Genomic DNA, 16107 nt, shown 5'->3' with positions numbered 1-16107 from the left:
TTAATTACTGTTTCTTGTTGCTATGCGAGTCCAATGCTTGGCTGGCAGCTTTTTCGTCCTTAATGATAAGTCTACGGTTCCACAGCATCATTCCTACGGTGACGATCACCAGAACGGCAGCTCCAATCATCTTGGCATACTTCGTAGCCGCATAGATGGTGTAGCCCAGCAGTGAACTTGCAAAGTCCATGCTACCGGCCATAAATCCATCGGGAACATCGGCTGCCTTGTCACCGGTGGCCGCAAACACCGATGCTGCAGCCTTGGTGAAGTCGGGAGCCATGTCCGTAACGAACCAAAGACCGACAAGCAGTGCAACGAGGCCTATGATATAGGTCCTCACAACGTTACCCTTAGTATACGGCAACATAATGGGGAACAGATAGAACAGTCCGGCCAACGATGCCAGGGGCAGAAATTGGTTACCGGGCAGCACTACGGAGATAACAAGATAAGTGGGAATCAGCAACAAGGTGCAAACTAAGGAGGTGGGGTGTCCGATAACGAGTGCAGGACTCATTCCGATGAAAACCCTCTTGCCATGAAATCTCTTCTCGACAATATCCTTGGTCTTGTCCGATATAGGCATCAGTCCGTCGATAAACAATTTGGTGATGCGGGGAATCAGCTCCATCACGGCTCCCATTGTCACGCCGAGGAAAAGCACTCGCTTCACCTCCAGCTGTGCCACAAGACCTATCAGTGCACCGACAATCACACCCAACACAAGGGGCTCGCCCAGCACACCAAACTTTTTCTTAAGACCCTCGGCGTCGACATCAAGTTTGTTGAATCCGGGGATTTTTTCCAACACCCAGTCAATGCACAGCGTGAACGGAACAAAGCTCTGGCAGAACGGCTGTGGAACCGATATTCCGTCCAGTCCTTCGTAGTAACCCTGAAACTTATCAGCTGTGAGATCGGCCATGACCAAGGTGATAATATAGCACACAATGGCTGCAAAGTAACCCCAAGCCAGGCTTTGGTCGAAAACAAAATACACCACAGCACCTATAAAGGCAAAATGCCAGTAGTTCCAAAGGTCAATATTGACCGTTCGGGTAGTCTTGGTGATGAGCATCAGGAAGTTGATACCCAGACAAATGGGGATAATCAGTGCACCCACAGCTGTGTTGTATGCCACAGCGGCCGCTGCCGGCCACCCCATGTCAAACACGTTGAGTTGCAGATGATATATCTGCGAGATCAATGTCAACGGATCTCCGAAGTTTGACGTGAGCAATGCCGTCACGATACCCAAGCCTACAAATCCAACACCGACGTAAAGCCCTGATCGCAAAGCCTTACCGAATTTCATGCCTATGCACAACCCAATGACGGTGAAGATAATAGGCATCATCACACTTGCTCCCAAGCTGATGATATAACTGAAAATATTTTCCATATTGATTATTAATAGATTGCCATTAAAACAATTCAGCGCAAATTTACTAAATAATATTGTAAATGTGCGCCAAATATGTAATAATTTTCTTATTTTGACAATAGACAGAGTCTATTACCATGTGCATATCTAACTAATTAGTTCATAAAAGACTCCTTAGATTCAAAAAAGGGAAGGCCTTTTTCCATGATGTCATAACTTATTCGAGTTATTTATTTCGGGGAGTTGGATTTTATGATAGGTGAATGTGTCGATGTCTACATATCCGCCAGCCTTCTGCGTAGCATAGCAAAACAGCGCCACCCGGGTTCCCATGAAGAAACGGCGATAGTCAAATCGCATCTTGAAGTCGCGACCTATCTTATGCCATGTGCGGTTGTCGAGCGAATAGTAGAATGAGGCGATGTCTCGGCCGGGTCGGAAGTCGGCATCTATTCGCAGATACACATATCGCTGCTTCACCTTCACCTGCTCAACTACAGTTTCCTTGACATTGGTAATAGCTTTCTCGCGGTCGGAAAGAGAGACAGAAGCTTCTGACATTTCAAGTGTGAATGACTTTCCCATGCGTGAGAGTGTGAGCAGTCCCGAATCACCATTAAAGGCTGCCAGACCGGCCTTGTCGCCATCGGTCAGATGAGATATATCCAGAGCTACAATGGCCGTGCATCCAGGTCCTTCCATACGTTGCGAGATCGTGTTAGGAGCTGCAAAAATGCTGCTAACCACACGTCCTGTCTTAAGCCGCAGGAATCCAGGACGCTCGGAAAGCGACCATAGGCTGTCGATGGGGTTATGGTTCCACTGCCATACAGACTTTAAGTGGTCCGAACCGAAGTTGTCACTCTGCACAATATGCAGTTCCTCACTACCCATAACAGGCTTGTCCATGATTGTTGGAACATGACCCGAACGGTCGCCAAGAATGGGCCAGCCATCTTGCCACGAGCAAGGCATCAGCGTGAGCACGCGCCCTACTCCACCTCTGTCTTGGAATATCACACCATACCAACGCCCATCGGGTGCATCGACAATGGTGCCCTGTCCCACATAGGAAAAGCCTCCAAATTCAGTTTCCAGAATAGTTTTCTTCTCGTATGCACCCTCTATTTTTTCAGCACGGTAGCACACCTGGCGACGAGGCTTGCCCTGTGGCCATGAAACCATGAGCAGATAATACTTACCGTTGTGTTTCACCATACGACTACCCTCGAGTAGTCCTGTCTCATCAGGCTCCCGCTGGAACAACTGACGATCGCTATCCTCGACGACTCCACTGAAATCAGACTTCAGCTCACACATCTGACCTGTGCCATAAATGACATATACTCGGTCGTCGTCATCGAAGAAAAGTGAGGCATCGTGGAAATGACGAAGACGCGAGACAAGCGTCCAATGACCTGTGGGGTCGGCCGTGGAGTAGATATAGGTATCACCACCAGGATTGTCGTTAGGGGCAAAAAGCACATAGAAACGGCCTTTGTGGTATTTCAGTGACGTGGCCCACTGACCACGTCCGTAGACGGTTCCACCCTCCATATTGTACTTAGGCGAATCTGTAAGCCGGTCGAAGACAAAGCTCACCGTCTCCCAGTTGACCAAATCGCGCGAACGCATAATGGACGCTCCTGGCATGAGATGCATGGTGGTGGTGACCATATAGAAATAGTCTCCCACCCTGATAACATCAGGATCGGGCAGGTCGGCCCATGCCATCGGATTGGTAAATTGGCGTTCATGCTGGTGAGCTGCACTCTCGGCAGCCGTTGCTGTCAATGTGCAAGACAACAAACTCAGCCACAGAAGAAATAAGTTAATGAGTCGTTTCATCTTTATGTTTAGGATTAAATAGGTGAGCTTAGTATAGGTGTCACCACATGTTACGACGACCAGAATTCACAAGTGTCATCGACTATAATCACTGCAAAAATAAAAAATTAAAATAAGACATTTATTGGAAAATGTAACATATATTGTTGCAAACGTACCATTACAGCCATAAATCTTGTTTTATGTTTGTGAGTGAACTTTTTTATGGTTCATCCGACATTTCGAGTGATACGACAGTCATGAAGTGCATATTCCTCACTCTTCATTCTTCATTCTTCATTCTTCATTCTTCACTCTTCATTCTTCACTCTTCACTCTTCATTCTTCACTCTTCACTTTATAAAATATTATTACCGTTTCCGGCCATTTCCTATCGTCTCATCTGGACAGAGATGCGCCATGTTTTTGCGGATAACTTTGCTCCTGAAGAACCTCAGAAACACAAGACTGATGCGGTTACAGTCTTGTGGCACCGCGATTTGAGCTTATCGATTGCGCGACCGCACCATTGTCGCATCGTGATTAGAGTTTAACCGCAGTGGCATTTGATATCTAATCGTAGACGACAAAAATCGCATTGTAAAACTATATTTATTAAAACTCTGATTATTAGCCCACTACAAATTATCTCAAATTTCTCGAATTTCAAACCAAAGGATTCTTTTTTTTAAATTCGCGAAATACAGAGAGATGTTTGTCAGAAAAAATATCAGTATCTGTTGTCTTAGGATTCATCCCGGACATCTGTTGATGAGAACAAAACTGCATGGATGAACAATGATCCATCTTAGTTGATGTGATAGGACACAGAAGGCATCCTCGTCAGGAAGAATCTTGCTCCTCGTGTTCAACTCCAAATGTCGGATGATCCTTTTTTATGTGAAAGCCAAGGCATATATCCAACAGGAGGGTGTGCCAAAATTTTGGCACACCCTCCTGTTGTCGTCTATAAAACGTATGCGGAAATTATTTTCCGTGGTGCTCGTCTGACACGGTCAACTTCTTGCGGCCACGGGCGCGACGGGCATTCAACACGCGACGGCCGTTCTTTGTTGCCATTCTCTCGCGGAAACCGTGCTTGTTCACGCGACGACGATTGTGAGGCTGAAATGTTCTTTTCATCTTTCTATTCTTATTTTAACTTGTTATTTCTGATTTAAAGGGCACAATAATACCCGTTTGGGCTGCAAAATTACTCATAAATTTCGAAATAACAAAGAATTAAGTGCCTTTTCAACGCCTTTTCTGCGTTTTTTTATAAAATTATAGTAACTTTGCATGCCTCAAGCCATTGCTTCATGCAGGCAACATATTGCACAACAACAAATTTAAATAATAACATCAAATGATTAATTCTCAGGAAATTAAAATCGGAACATGTATCCGTATGGATGGTGGCATTTGGAAGTGTATTGACTTTCAACACCGCAAGCCCGGAAAAGGTAACACTGTTATGAACACCAAGCTCAAGAATGTGGCCGATGGCCGTGTGCTGGAGCGCACATTCCTCGTTGGGCTGAAACTCGATGATGTACGCGTGGAGCATCGCCCCTATCAGTATCTCTACGAGGATAGCACCGGTTGTATCTTTATGAACCAGGAGACTTTCGAGCAGATTCCAATCTCCAAGGACATGATTACCGGCGCTGATTTTATGAAAGAAGGCGACGTGGTGGATGTGCAGACCGACACCTCAGACGGCACCATCCTCTCTGCCGAGATGCCCATCAAGACCAACTTGGTTATTACACACAGCGAACCGGGCGTGAAGGGCAACACAGCCACCAACGCCACCAAGCCGGCTACGCTGGAGACTGGTGCAGAAGTACGCGTGCCTCTCTTCATCAATGAGGGTGAGACCATCACCGTAGACACCCGCGACGGAAGCTACGTGGGACGCGTAACAGCAAAATAATGAGAGAGCGGGAAACCAAAGGATAAAAGGGGTGAAAAAGTAATAACCAACCGAGCGAGAGCTTCGCGTTATTACTTTTTCACCCCTTTTATCCTTTTTCTTCCACTTTGCTTTTTCATTTCACACCTTATTTATCTTATTACCTTTTACCTTTATGAAATACTCCATCATTGTTCCCGTTTTCAACCGTCCCGACGAGGTGGACGAGCTGCTGGAAAGCCTGACACGCCAGACTGTGCGCGATTTCGAGGTGATTGTCGTCGAGGATGGATCGCAAACGCCCTGCCAGGAGATTTGTGAGAAATACAAAAACCAGTTGGATATCAAGTATTTCATGAAAGCCAATAGCGGCCCGGGGCAGAGCCGCAACTATGGTGTGGAACGCGCAGAGGGAGAATATATGCTTATATTAGATTCCGACGTGGTGTTACCCGAAGATTATCTGCAGGCCATCGACGACGAATTGCTGCGTGAACCATGCGATGCCTTTGGCGGACCCGACCGCGCACACCACTCGTTTACCGATACGCAAAAGGCCATCTCCTATTCCATGACGAGCGTCTTCACTACAGGAGGTATCCGCGGAGGGAAGAAGAAGCTCGACAAGTTCTATCCTCGGTCGTTCAACATGGGCATTCGCCGCGAGGTCTACCGGAGGCTCGGGGGATTTTCCAAGATGCGCTTTGGCGAAGACATCGACTTCTCCATCCGCATCTTCAAGGCCGGCTGCAAGTGTCGCCTCTTTCCCGGTGCATGGGTATATCACAAGCGCCGAACCGATTTCCGCAAGTTCTGGCGACAAGTTTACAACAGCGGCATCGCGCGCATCAACCTCTACATGAAGTATCCTGAGAGCCTGAAGCTGGTGCATGTACTACCAATGGTATTCACCGTTGGCGTGATAGGCCTCGTACTCGTTGTGTGCCTCGGCATCCTCAACTACTTTTGGGGCACCACCCACATGCAGCAGTCGTTCGGCTTTGCAGCCATGGTTTACGGGTCGCTGCCCATCCTCCTCTATGCCCTCGTCGTCTTGATCCACTCGTCAATTCTGAACAAGAGCCTGAAAATCGGGATTCTGTCCATTCGTGCTGCCTTCACGCAACTCATGGGATATGGTTGTGGATTTATGGAGGCAATATGGAAACGAATGGTACTCCAGAAAAGCGAGTTCTCGGCTTACGAGAAAAACTTCTACAAGTAGGCTGATCTTCCTCTCTCATCCTATCCTACCCATTCCGTCAACGACCTTTCACACGCCCCCGAAACCTTTTCCACTCATGAGCAACATTACCATTAATCATTGGGCCGAAGAAGACCGGCCACGCGAAAAACTGGAGCGCCTCGGAGCCTCAGCACTTAGCGATGCTGAGCTTCTGGCCATCCTCATTGGGTCAGGGTCGGCCAGAGAGAGTGCCGTGGATCTCATGCGCCGCATTCTTAAAGACTGCCACAACAATCTCAATTCTTTAGGAAAAATGTCGATTAGCGAACTGCAGCGCTATCACGGCATGGGACCGGCCAAGGCCATCACCATCCTGGCCGCCTGCGAACTGGGCAAGCGCCGACGGGAGTCTGACCGTGAACAGCGCGAAGACCTCGGCTCCGCCACAGCCATCTACAACTATATGCACCCCAAACTGCAAGACCTCGATGTGGAGGAGTTCCATGTTCTGCTGATGAATCAGGCCTTCAAGCTCATCAAAGCCATCCCCATCAGCCATGGTGGCATGACCGAAACCGCCGTGGACATCCGCGTGATCATGAAGCATGCCTTGCTCAACAACACCACCGTCATGGCCGTATGCCACAATCACCCCAGCGGAAACACCTGCCCCAGCATGCACGACGACCGGCTGACACAGCAAATCAAGAGAGCCTGTGAAACCATGCGCATTTGTTTTCTTGATCACGTCATCATCACCGACGGCCAATACTACAGTTATCACGAGGAGGGAAAACTATAACTCCACCAGTCCGTCATGCATGCGTTTGCATGTATTTGACCTTGCTTTTACGAGCCGTCTTCTATAACATCACCGATTTCTTACAATAGATTCGTCGGATTTCTCAATTTTATTTCTTAAATTCGCAGCATAAACAAACCATTAGCAACATGACACAAGAAGAAAAAGCCAAGATTGAAGAGCGTATCGTGGACGTTATCAAAACCGTGTACGACCCCGAGATTCCCGTGAACATTTGGGATCTTGGCATGATATATAAGGTGGATCTCCAAGACGATGGCACACTGGATCTGGACATGACCTTCACCTCTCCTTCTTGTCCCGCAGCCGACTTCATTCTCGAAGACGTGCGTACCAAGGTGGAAAGTGTCGAGGGTGTGACGTCTGCCAATGTGAACCTCGTGTTCGATCCCGCATGGGATCAAAGCATGATGAGCGAGGAAGCACGGGTGGAACTGGGATTTGAGTAAATCATCAAGAATTGGCAACTCATCATGAAAAAAATATATTTCTTATCTGATGCGCATTTGGGCTCGCTGGCTTTCAAGCATAAAAGAACGCAGGAAAGACGCTTGGTGCGATTTCTGGACAGCATCAAGAACAAGGCTGATGCTATCTATCTGCTGGGCGACATGTTTGATTTCTGGAACGAATACAAGTATGTGGTGCCCAAAGGATACACCCGATTCCTGGGCAAACTGTCCGAAATAACCGACATGGGCGTAGAGGTTCATTTCTTCACCGGCAACCATGACCTGTGGACCTACGGCTATTTAGAGCAGGAGTGTGGACTGATTGTGCATAGAAAGCCGCTCACCACCGAGCTTTATGGTAAGGAATTTTACATTGCACACGGCGACGGCCTGGGCGACCCCGACAACAATTTCAAACTCTTGCGAAAGATGTTCCATAACCCTGTCTGCCAGAAGTTGCTCAACTTCCTGCATCCTTGGTGGGGCATGCAGCTCGGCCTGAACTGGGCCAAGCACAGCAGGATGAAACGCGCCGACGGCAAGGAACTTCCCTTTCAGGGCGAAGACAAGGAGTTCCTCGTTCGCTGGACCAAAGAGTACATGAAGACTCACCCCAATATCGACTATTTCCTCTATGGGCATCGGCATATTGAACTCGACCTTACATTGGAAAACAAGGCACGTGTGCTCATCCTCGGCGACTGGATATGGCAGTTCACGTATGCCGTGTTCGATGGCGAGCATCTCTTCCTTGAACAATATATAGAGGGCGAGAGCCAACCCTAATCTGTGGATATCAAAATGGGTTAGTACGAAAAACAGCACCCGGGCATCTTGTCCGGGTGCTGTTTTTCATACCATTTCCTGTTTACCGGTCAATGCGCCCACCGGTTCTGCTCATGTTGGCAAGCACTTCGGCTTCAGTAACAAGGTTTTGATCTCCGGGAATGGTATTTTTCAGAGCTGATGCCGACACTGAAAACTCCAAGCATTGCTGGTCGTCGTCAGGCCATTTGTGGCGGGCATGGATAAATGCAGCCACCCAGGCATCGCCCACGCCCATCTGGTCCACCACAGGATTGATGTTCCAAATGCGCGACGTATAAATCTTACCCTCGGCCCAAAGCACTGCAGCATTGATATGATGCTGGAAAGAAAGCTGGTTGCGATGAGCCACAAGCATGCGCTTGCAATTGGGAAACATCTTATGAATCTTGTCGAAATAGCGCTGGTAAGCATCCCTGTCAAACTCGTATGAGGCATCGACAGCTGTAAAGGGAATGGGGTTCAAGCCGCTGGCCACATACCATTCAATCTGGTCGCCAAACACAAATTCACTGTATTTCATCAGTTCACGCGTAGCTTGGCGGGCGTCTGCACCGGGATATTTCCACAGCGACCCTCGGTAATTAATGTCGCATGTGAGTTCTACCCCACGCTCATGGGCCAACTCCACGGCCTCCATCGTGGTGCAAAGTGCGTCACGGCTGGTGGCACATGTGATGCCCGAACAATGGAACAGGGTGGCGTCGCTGAATACAGCATCCCAGTCTATGTCGCCATGAGCCATGGTGTTGAATGAGGAATTGTCGCGATCGTAAACCACTTTGGTGCTGCGAAACGATGCCGATGGCTCGAAATAGTAGGTTCCCAAGCGCGCGCCCCTCCTGACAGCATGCGACACGTCGAGCCCCAAACTGCGCAGATGGTTGAGCGCAGCGTCGCCGATGGGGTTGTCGGGCACACTCGTCACGTATTCCACCCTATCGCCCAGCTGTGCCAGACTCACTGCTACGTTAGCCTCTGAGCCTCCATAGTTGGCAGCAAACCCACCGGCCTGAAACAGCCTCTGGCTGTCAGTCTTCGACAGCCGGAGCAATAGTTCACCAAAGGTTACAATCTTCATGATTTCTCCACCAAGTCGCGCGTATCCCGAGCAATGACGATCTCCTCGTCGGTGGGCACCAGCACCACCTTCACCTTGGAGTCATCGGCAGAGATAATCTTTTCCACGCCACGGCAGTTGTTGCGCTCCGCATCCATCTTGATGCCAAGAAATTCAAGGCCTTCGACAGCCGTCATGCGTAAACCAATCTGGTTTTCACCCACACCGGCCGTCCACACGATGGCATCCACACCACCCATGGCCGCAGCATAGGCACCGATGTATTTCTTGATACGATAGCTGTACATCTTCATACCGAGAACAGCTCGCTCGTTGCCGGCCTTTTCGGCAGCCTCAATCTCGCGCATATCACTGGATATACCCGTAATTCCGAGCATACCGCTCTCCTTGTTCAGGAAGTCGGCCATCTCCTGCGGTTTCTTGTCAAGTTTCTCCATGAGATACGTCACGGCACTGGCATCGATATCGCCCGAACGACTGCCCATCATCAGGCCGGCCAGCGGGGTGAGTCCCATGGAGGTGTCGACCACCTTACCATTCTTGATGGCTGCAACACTGGCACCGTTTCCGATGTGACAGGTGATAATTTTCATGTCGTTGATATCCCTGCCCAGAATCTCGGCCACGCGCTGGGAAACGTAACGATGACTCGTTCCATGGAATCCGTAACGGCGTACATGATATTTCTGGTACAGCTCATAGGGGATGGCATACAAATAGGCATAATCGGGCATCGTGCTATGGAATGCATTGTCGAACACCACTACCTGAGGCACAGTTGGCATCAGTTCATCTACCGCGCGAAGTCCACGCAGGTGTCCGGCATTGTGTACAGGAGCCAGATCGATCAGGCTCTCAATGCCTTTTTCCACTTCCGGTGTAACGAGGCAACTTTTTTCGAACAGGTCGCCACCCTGCACAATGCGGTGCCCCACAGCGTCGATCTCGTCGACACTCTTCAGCGCGCCGATCTCCGGATCGAGCAACACCTTGAACACCAAGGCAACCCCCTCTTTGTGAGTAGGTAGGTCTGCCATAATTTGCTTTTTCTCACCGTTACCAAGAGTCACCTTGATAAAGGCTTCGTCGAGCCCAATACGCTCCACGCCGCCCTGAGCGAGCACGCTCTCGTCGGCCATGTCGTACAGCTTATATTTTATAGAACTGCTTCCGCAGTTAAGTACTAATATTTTCATTTTAAATTAAAAGTTAAGAGATGAAAGTTAAGAGATAAGAGTGAAGAATGAAGAATTGATGCAGCGCCAATTGTGAATTGTAAATTGTAAATTGGGAATTGCAAACGCGCTGCACCAATTATGAATTATGAATTATGAATTATGAATTGCCCTTCGCTTCCTGCGCCTGACAAGCCGTAATGGCCACCATATAATAGATGTCATCTACCGAGCAGCCACGACTGAGGTCGTTCACCGGACGAGCAATACCCTGGAGGATTGGGCCGATAGCCGTTGCACCACCCAAGCGCTGCACCAATTTATAACCAATATTTCCTACCTCAAGGTTAGGCACTACGAGCACGTTGGCCTTACCGGCCACCTCACTACCCGGTGCTTTCGTTGAAGCCGTTTTAGGGTCGAGCGCTGCGTCGGCCTGAAGTTCCCCATCCAATTTCAGATCAGGATACCTCTCCTTGGCTATCTTCGTTGCCTCCAACACCTTGTCGATAATATAGACGCTCTTGCCCGTCTGCTTGTCAATGGCATCCTTAGCCGACCCCTTGGTAGAGAAGCTCAGCATGGCAACCTGTGGTTGTTCAATTCCTGCAACGCTACGGGCCGTCTGAGCCGTGGTATAGGCAATCTGAGCCAACTGGTCGGCGGTTGGATTAGGTGTCACGGCCACATCGCCCATCACCACAATACCATTTTCGCCATACTGCTGCTCGTTGGTCAGCAACAGCATTGCACCGCTCACGCAGGTAACGCCGGGTGCGCACTTAATAATCTGGAGAGCCGGACGGAGTGTGTCGCCCGTGGTGCTCAATGCTCCGGAGATCTGACCGTCGGCATCGCCAGTCTTGATGATCATACAACCCAAATAGAGATTGTTCTTAGTCACCAATTCGCGAGCCTGATCAACCGTCATGCCCTTCTTCTTGCGCAGTTCAGCCAGCAAGGTTGCATATTCCTCGGTCTTGTCGCAGTTCGACGGGTCGACCAAGGTAGCCTTGTCTATATGCTTCAATCCCCACTCCTCAGCCTTTTTCCTGATGTTATCGGGATTGCCGATGAGTATCAAATTGGCCATTTCATCGGCCAGCACCTTGTCGGCTGCTCTCAATGTGCGTTCCTCCTCTGCTTCGGGCAGAACGATGCGCTGCTTGTCAGCCTTAGCACGCGCTACAATGCTTTCTAATAAATTCATAATTTGATTTTATTCGATTAGATAACTGTTATTTCCACAAAGTTACTTATCTTTTGCGAGCCTGGCAAGAAATCGTGCAACGGGCTTGGGTTAAATGTCGTTAACATTTTTCGTCAAGTCCGCTTCGTCATCTCCCGCGCCAGCGTGCTTTCAAGTTCCTCTGCCGAGAGACGCAGATGGAACCGACCCTTGATGGCCACACTGATTCGACCGGTCTCCTCAGACACCACCACGGCAATGGCATCGGAATCCTGAGAGATGCCTAAGGCAGCCCGATGTCGAAGCCCCAACTCCTTGGGAATGTCCATACTGTGGCTCACAGGCAAGATACAACCGGCCGCCTTGATGCGTCGTTTGGAAATAATCATGGCTCCGTCATGCAACGGTGAGTTCTTGAAGAAGATGTTCTCGATCAGAATCTTGTTCAACGCTGCATCCACCACCTCTCCGGTCTGCACAATGTCATCGAGCGGAATACCCCGTTCTATCACGATGAGTGCACCCACTTTACCCTTGGCCATATCCATACACGACCACACGATGGGCATGATGGTCTCCTTGTCTTCTTCCTCACTGCCGTCTTTCTTCTGTTTGAAAAACCTCAACAGGTGCTTCACCCGCTGATGCTCGCCCAGCTGATAGAGAAACTTGCGTATCTCGTCCTTGAACAGCACGATCAACCCGATGACACCGACACTCACCAACTTGTCCATGATGCTTCCCAGCAGGCGCATTTCAAGTACCTGCGACACAAACAACCACATCAGCACAAACACCATGATACCGACAAAAACGTTGAGCGACCGGCTCTCTTTCATCAGTCGGTAGATATAGTAAAGCATCAGGGCGACAAGCAGGATGTCGATGGCGTCTTTAATTCCAAATTCAAAGAACATAGCTTCTTTACTTTAGGGAGTGAAAATGTTGAGAAGGCAGTTCCTAACTTCGGAGTGCCTTATACAGCCTGACGGCCTCTACGGCTTCTTTTACGTCGTGCACACGAAGGATTGAGGCTCCCTTCGTCAACGCGATGGTGTTGAGTACGGTAGTGCCGTTGAGCGATTCCTCGGGCGTGGTGCCAAAAGTCTGATAAATCATACGCTTGCGCGAAATTCCTACAAGCAAGGGTAGCTCCATCACCTCAAAACGGTCCATTTCATCGAACAATTTGAAGTTTTCGGCCATCGTCTTGCCAAAGCCATATCCCGGGTCGAGGATGATATCCTTCTGTCCAAGGTCGCGCAACTGCTGCACCTTTTCCGAGAATTCCATCAGTATATCGTGGAGGGTCGCCTTCTGCGTCATCAGGATATAGGGCGTACCGGTTTCCGCCACGAGGGGAAACATCTCGGGGTCTTCCCCGGTGGAAATGTCATTGATGATGTCGACATGATATTTCTCAATGCACATCTGTGCCACCTTGGCACGAAAAGTATCGATGGAAACAGCGATTTCGGCATCCTCTTCCTTCAACACGGTCAGCGCCATGTCAAGTTGGCGCATCTCTTCCTCCTCGGAGGTGAGCTTCTCGAGATAGGGATTCGTGGAGCAGGCACCCACGTCTATAATGGTCCCTCCCTCTGCACGGATTTGCTTCACACGAGCTCGGATAGCCGTCTCGGTCTGTACGCGGCTCGTCGCGTAGAACGAATTGGGCGTGACATTCATAATACCCATCACCTGCGGTTCGCCCAGAGACATCAGGCGACCACGAACATTGATTGTATAGTCCATTGTTGCGATACTTTTCTGCAAACTTACAAAATAATCAGTAAACTGCCAATGAAATATTCATCTTCGTCACATACTTTTCTCATCACAACTGCACCTTGCTGTTTTCCGACCGCGAAACAACTGTTCGGCGGCCGACATCCACATGAACTGCGTCCGTGCGACGGGTGTCCGGCACTCGCCATACGACATGGTTGCCGCCATACCCCCATGTGGTGATGATCGTAGGGAAAGGGTTGCGTATCTTTGCCACACGACAACACACATACGGTGGAATGCGGAAAAGTCCAAGCTTACGCGCATGTTCTACCCTATCTATTCAACAAATTCATTCAACAATTATGAGCATCAAATTTGACATTCATTCCATTGAGAATTCTAACGGAAGCGGCGAGCAACGTTTTTATGCCCGTCCGCAGTATGAACAATCCCTTTCTCCCAGAGAACTGGAAGAAAAAATAAGCCACAACTGCACCCTCACCGCCAGCGACATCAGGAGCGTCTTGGCGGCCCTGAACCATGTCATGACCACGGAACTCTCGGCAGGTCGTCGCCTACATCTGTCGAGCATTGGTTATTTTTCGTTGAAAGTGAGGAGCATCAAGCTCGAAGACCGGAAAAAGATGAGGGGCAACCATCTCTATGCCTCGGGCATCTTGTTTCGTCCCGAAGCGTCTGTCATGAGCGACATGCAAGGCAGGGTGAGGTTCTTGCGCATGGAGGGCACCACGCGTTCGCACCGGTATAATGCCGATGAAATGGCGAAAAAAGTGAGGTCTTATCTTGCCAGTCATCGATTCATCAACCGGAAAATCATGGAGGACGAGTTTGGGTTGCGCAAGTCGGCTGCCTTGCAATGGCTCAAGCAACTCACCGAACTCGGAATACTTGTGAAGGAAGGGTCAAGAAGATCGCCTGTCTATATGAGTCCATTGTCCTGACCACGGGGACAAGTCGACCTGTTTTTTTCTTACCCATTTCTTGCAGGTCATGAACTTTTGGAGTATTTTTGCACCTTGAGAAACGCGAACACAAAACGATTATCATCCTATTAAGAAAAGTCATGAACATCAAAGAATTATATCAACTATACCTGCAGCACCCGGAGGTAACGACCGACAGCCGCAACTGCCCCAAGGACAGCATCTTTATTGCCCTGAAAGGGGCTTCGTTCGACGGCAACAAGTTTGCCAAGGCTGCGCTCGACAAGGGTTGCAGCTATGCCGTTATCGACGAGAAGGAATACGATGACGAGGCCGACGACCGCATCATTCTGGTGGACGACTGTCTTCTTACCTATAAGGAACTCGCCCGCGAGCATCGCCGACAGTTCGACATACCGGTGATTGGCATTACCGGGACGAACGGCAAGACAACAACCAAAGAACTGCTTTCGGCGGTGCTGTCGGAGAAATACAACGTGATGCACACCGAGGGCAACTTCAACAACGATGTGGGGGTGCCCAAGACGCTACTTCGACTGAACAAGACGCATGACATCGCGGTGGTGGAGATGGGAGCCTCTCACGTGGGCGACATTAAAAAATTGGTTGACTACGTGGAACCCACCTGCGGACTGATCACCAACGTGGGGCGTGCCCATCTGCAGGGTTTCGGGTCGTTCGAGGGTGTGATGCAGGCCAAGGGCGAGCTCTATGACTATCTCAAGGCGTGCCACGCGCCGGTTTTTCTCAACACGAGCAACGAGCATCTGGTGGACATGGCTCACCAGCGCAGGCTTGAGCGCATCATCAGCTATGGCCAGGACGATGGGGCACAAGTGTGGGGTGAGGTGATGAGCTGTGACCCATTTCTCAAGCTGCAATGGGGGGCTTCACATGCCGAACATCATTCTCCCACCTCTATGCAGGAGGTGTCGACCCATCTTGTCGGTGCCTACAACCTTGACAATGTGTTGGCAGCCATCACGGTGGGGTTGCACTTCGGTGTGTCGGAAGAGCAAATCCGTCAGGCGCTCGAAAGCTACACGCCGAGCAACAACCGATCGCAATTTGTTGAAACAAGCCGCAACCGACTCATCATAGATGCTTACAACGCCAACCCCACGAGTATGGCGGCAGCCATAGACAACTTTGAACGCATGAGCATGACGCAGCCCAGAATGGCGATTCTGGGCGACATGCGAGAGCTGGGAGAGGTGAGCGAAGAGGAACATCAGAAGATAGCAGACAGTCTCAAGGCTTCTGACATCGATACGATTTGGCTTGTCGGAGGGGAGTTTGCCAAGACTTCGTGCAAATTCCGCAAGTTCAAGGATGTGGAGGAAGTGAAAGCAGCGCTCGCCACTGAACAGCCTTCCGGCTACTGCATCCTTGTCAAAGGCTCAAATGGCATGCATCTTTCACAACTCACAACGGAGTTGTAATTCACAATGATTTGCGAGTTCATCAACTCGTCACAATTTTCAATTCACAAGGAGCTGACGGCTCAGTAGTATTTCAATGGGGGTAGGCATATAGTTTTGCAATTCTGAA

At 49.7% G+C, this 16107-nt stretch carries 16 protein-coding genes; 7 read left to right on the top strand and 9 right to left on the bottom strand.

The genetic code is table 11. The features are described 5' to 3' along the window. Positions 1 to 4: 4 nt before the first annotated feature. The 3 genes from HMPREF0645_RS11115 to rpmH form a co-directional block, all read right to left on the bottom strand. The gene (locus HMPREF0645_RS11115; protein ID WP_007175108.1) at positions 5 to 1405 is read right to left on the bottom strand and encodes a PTS galactitol transporter subunit IIC; all 1401 of its coding nucleotides are present in this window, start codon (positions 1403 to 1405) and stop codon (positions 5 to 7) included. A gap of 192 nt (positions 1406 to 1597) precedes the next feature. Then, positions 1598 to 3235, bottom strand: coding sequence for a glycoside hydrolase family 43 protein (locus HMPREF0645_RS11110; RefSeq protein WP_007175107.1), 1638 nt, complete (start codon positions 3233 to 3235; stop codon positions 1598 to 1600). 966 nt (positions 3236 to 4201) lie between these two features. Further along, positions 4202 to 4357, bottom strand: coding sequence for a 50S ribosomal protein L34 (rpmH, locus tag HMPREF0645_RS11105; RefSeq protein ID WP_044123589.1), 156 nt, complete (start codon positions 4355 to 4357; stop codon positions 4202 to 4204). A 223-nt stretch (positions 4358 to 4580) separates the two neighbouring features. Here rpmH and efp point away from each other — a divergent pair, with 223 nt between their 5' ends. The 5 genes from efp (at position 4581) to HMPREF0645_RS11080 (ending at position 8376) form a co-directional block, all read left to right on the top strand. Further along, a complete protein-coding gene (gene efp, locus HMPREF0645_RS11100; RefSeq protein WP_007175104.1) occupies positions 4581 to 5150 on the top strand; it encodes an elongation factor P in 570 nt (189 codons plus the stop codon). 154 nt (positions 5151 to 5304) lie between these two features. Then, the gene (locus tag HMPREF0645_RS11095; RefSeq protein ID WP_007175103.1) at positions 5305 to 6354 is read left to right on the top strand and encodes a glycosyltransferase; all 1050 of its coding nucleotides are present in this window, start codon (positions 5305 to 5307) and stop codon (positions 6352 to 6354) included. A 76-nt stretch (positions 6355 to 6430) separates the two neighbouring features. After that, complete coding sequence (gene radC / locus HMPREF0645_RS11090; RefSeq protein WP_007175102.1) at positions 6431 to 7117, top strand: RadC family protein; 687 nt, start codon at positions 6431 to 6433, stop codon at positions 7115 to 7117. 149 nt (positions 7118 to 7266) lie between these two features. After that, positions 7267 to 7587 carry a metal-sulfur cluster assembly factor gene (locus HMPREF0645_RS11085; RefSeq protein WP_007175101.1) on the top strand — a complete coding sequence of 107 codons (321 nt, stop codon included), beginning with the start codon at positions 7267 to 7269 and terminating at the stop codon, positions 7585 to 7587. A gap of 24 nt (positions 7588 to 7611) precedes the next feature. Then, entirely contained in the window at positions 7612 to 8376 is a 765-nt protein-coding gene (locus HMPREF0645_RS11080; RefSeq protein WP_007175100.1) for a UDP-2,3-diacylglucosamine diphosphatase, read from the top strand. A gap of 82 nt (positions 8377 to 8458) precedes the next feature. Here HMPREF0645_RS11080 and HMPREF0645_RS11075 read toward each other — a convergent pair whose 3' ends face one another. The 6 genes from HMPREF0645_RS11075 to HMPREF0645_RS13700 all read right to left on the bottom strand — a co-directional run bounded on the left by HMPREF0645_RS11075 (position 8459) and on the right by HMPREF0645_RS13700 (position 13865). Then, a complete protein-coding gene (locus HMPREF0645_RS11075) occupies positions 8459 to 9496 on the bottom strand; it encodes a sugar kinase (protein WP_007175099.1) in 1038 nt (345 codons plus the stop codon). Further along, positions 9493 to 10692, bottom strand: coding sequence for an acetate/propionate family kinase (locus HMPREF0645_RS11070; protein WP_007175098.1), 1200 nt, complete (start codon positions 10690 to 10692; stop codon positions 9493 to 9495). Before HMPREF0645_RS11070 ends, HMPREF0645_RS11075 begins: the two co-directional genes overlap by 4 nt. 139 nt (positions 10693 to 10831) lie before the next feature. Then, positions 10832 to 11881: a phosphate acetyltransferase gene (gene pta, locus HMPREF0645_RS11065; RefSeq protein ID WP_007175097.1), complete on the bottom strand. Its 1050-nt coding sequence runs from the start codon at positions 11879 to 11881 to the stop codon at positions 10832 to 10834. A 113-nt stretch (positions 11882 to 11994) separates the two neighbouring features. Further along, positions 11995 to 12777, bottom strand: coding sequence for a diadenylate cyclase CdaA (cdaA, locus tag HMPREF0645_RS11060; protein WP_007175096.1), 783 nt, complete (start codon positions 12775 to 12777; stop codon positions 11995 to 11997). A gap of 43 nt (positions 12778 to 12820) precedes the next feature. Beyond that, on the bottom strand, positions 12821 to 13615 hold the full coding sequence (gene folP / locus HMPREF0645_RS11055) for a dihydropteroate synthase (protein WP_007175095.1): 795 nt from the start codon (positions 13613 to 13615) through the stop codon (positions 12821 to 12823). Between the two features lie 82 nt (positions 13616 to 13697). Next, positions 13698 to 13865, bottom strand: a complete 168-nt coding sequence (locus HMPREF0645_RS13700; protein ID WP_156777922.1) for a hypothetical protein — start codon at positions 13863 to 13865, stop codon at positions 13698 to 13700. An 88-nt stretch (positions 13866 to 13953) separates the two neighbouring features. Between HMPREF0645_RS13700 and HMPREF0645_RS13020 the strand changes: the two genes are divergently transcribed. Both HMPREF0645_RS13020 and HMPREF0645_RS11045 read left to right on the top strand, forming a co-directional pair. Then, positions 13954 to 14553, top strand: a complete 600-nt coding sequence (locus HMPREF0645_RS13020; RefSeq protein WP_007175093.1) for an HU family DNA-binding protein — start codon at positions 13954 to 13956, stop codon at positions 14551 to 14553. 122 nt (positions 14554 to 14675) lie between these two features. After that, positions 14676 to 15998, top strand: a complete 1323-nt coding sequence (locus HMPREF0645_RS11045) for a UDP-N-acetylmuramoyl-tripeptide--D-alanyl-D-alanine ligase (RefSeq protein ID WP_044123613.1) — start codon at positions 14676 to 14678, stop codon at positions 15996 to 15998. Positions 15999 to 16107: the final 109 nt, after the last annotated feature.

This window comes from Hallella bergensis DSM 17361, from assembly GCF_000160535.1.
GTDB lineage: Bacteria > Bacteroidota > Bacteroidia > Bacteroidales > Bacteroidaceae > Prevotella > Prevotella bergensis.
Note: the sequence above shows the minus strand (reverse complement) of the source record. Positions and strands in the feature narration are given on the sequence as shown.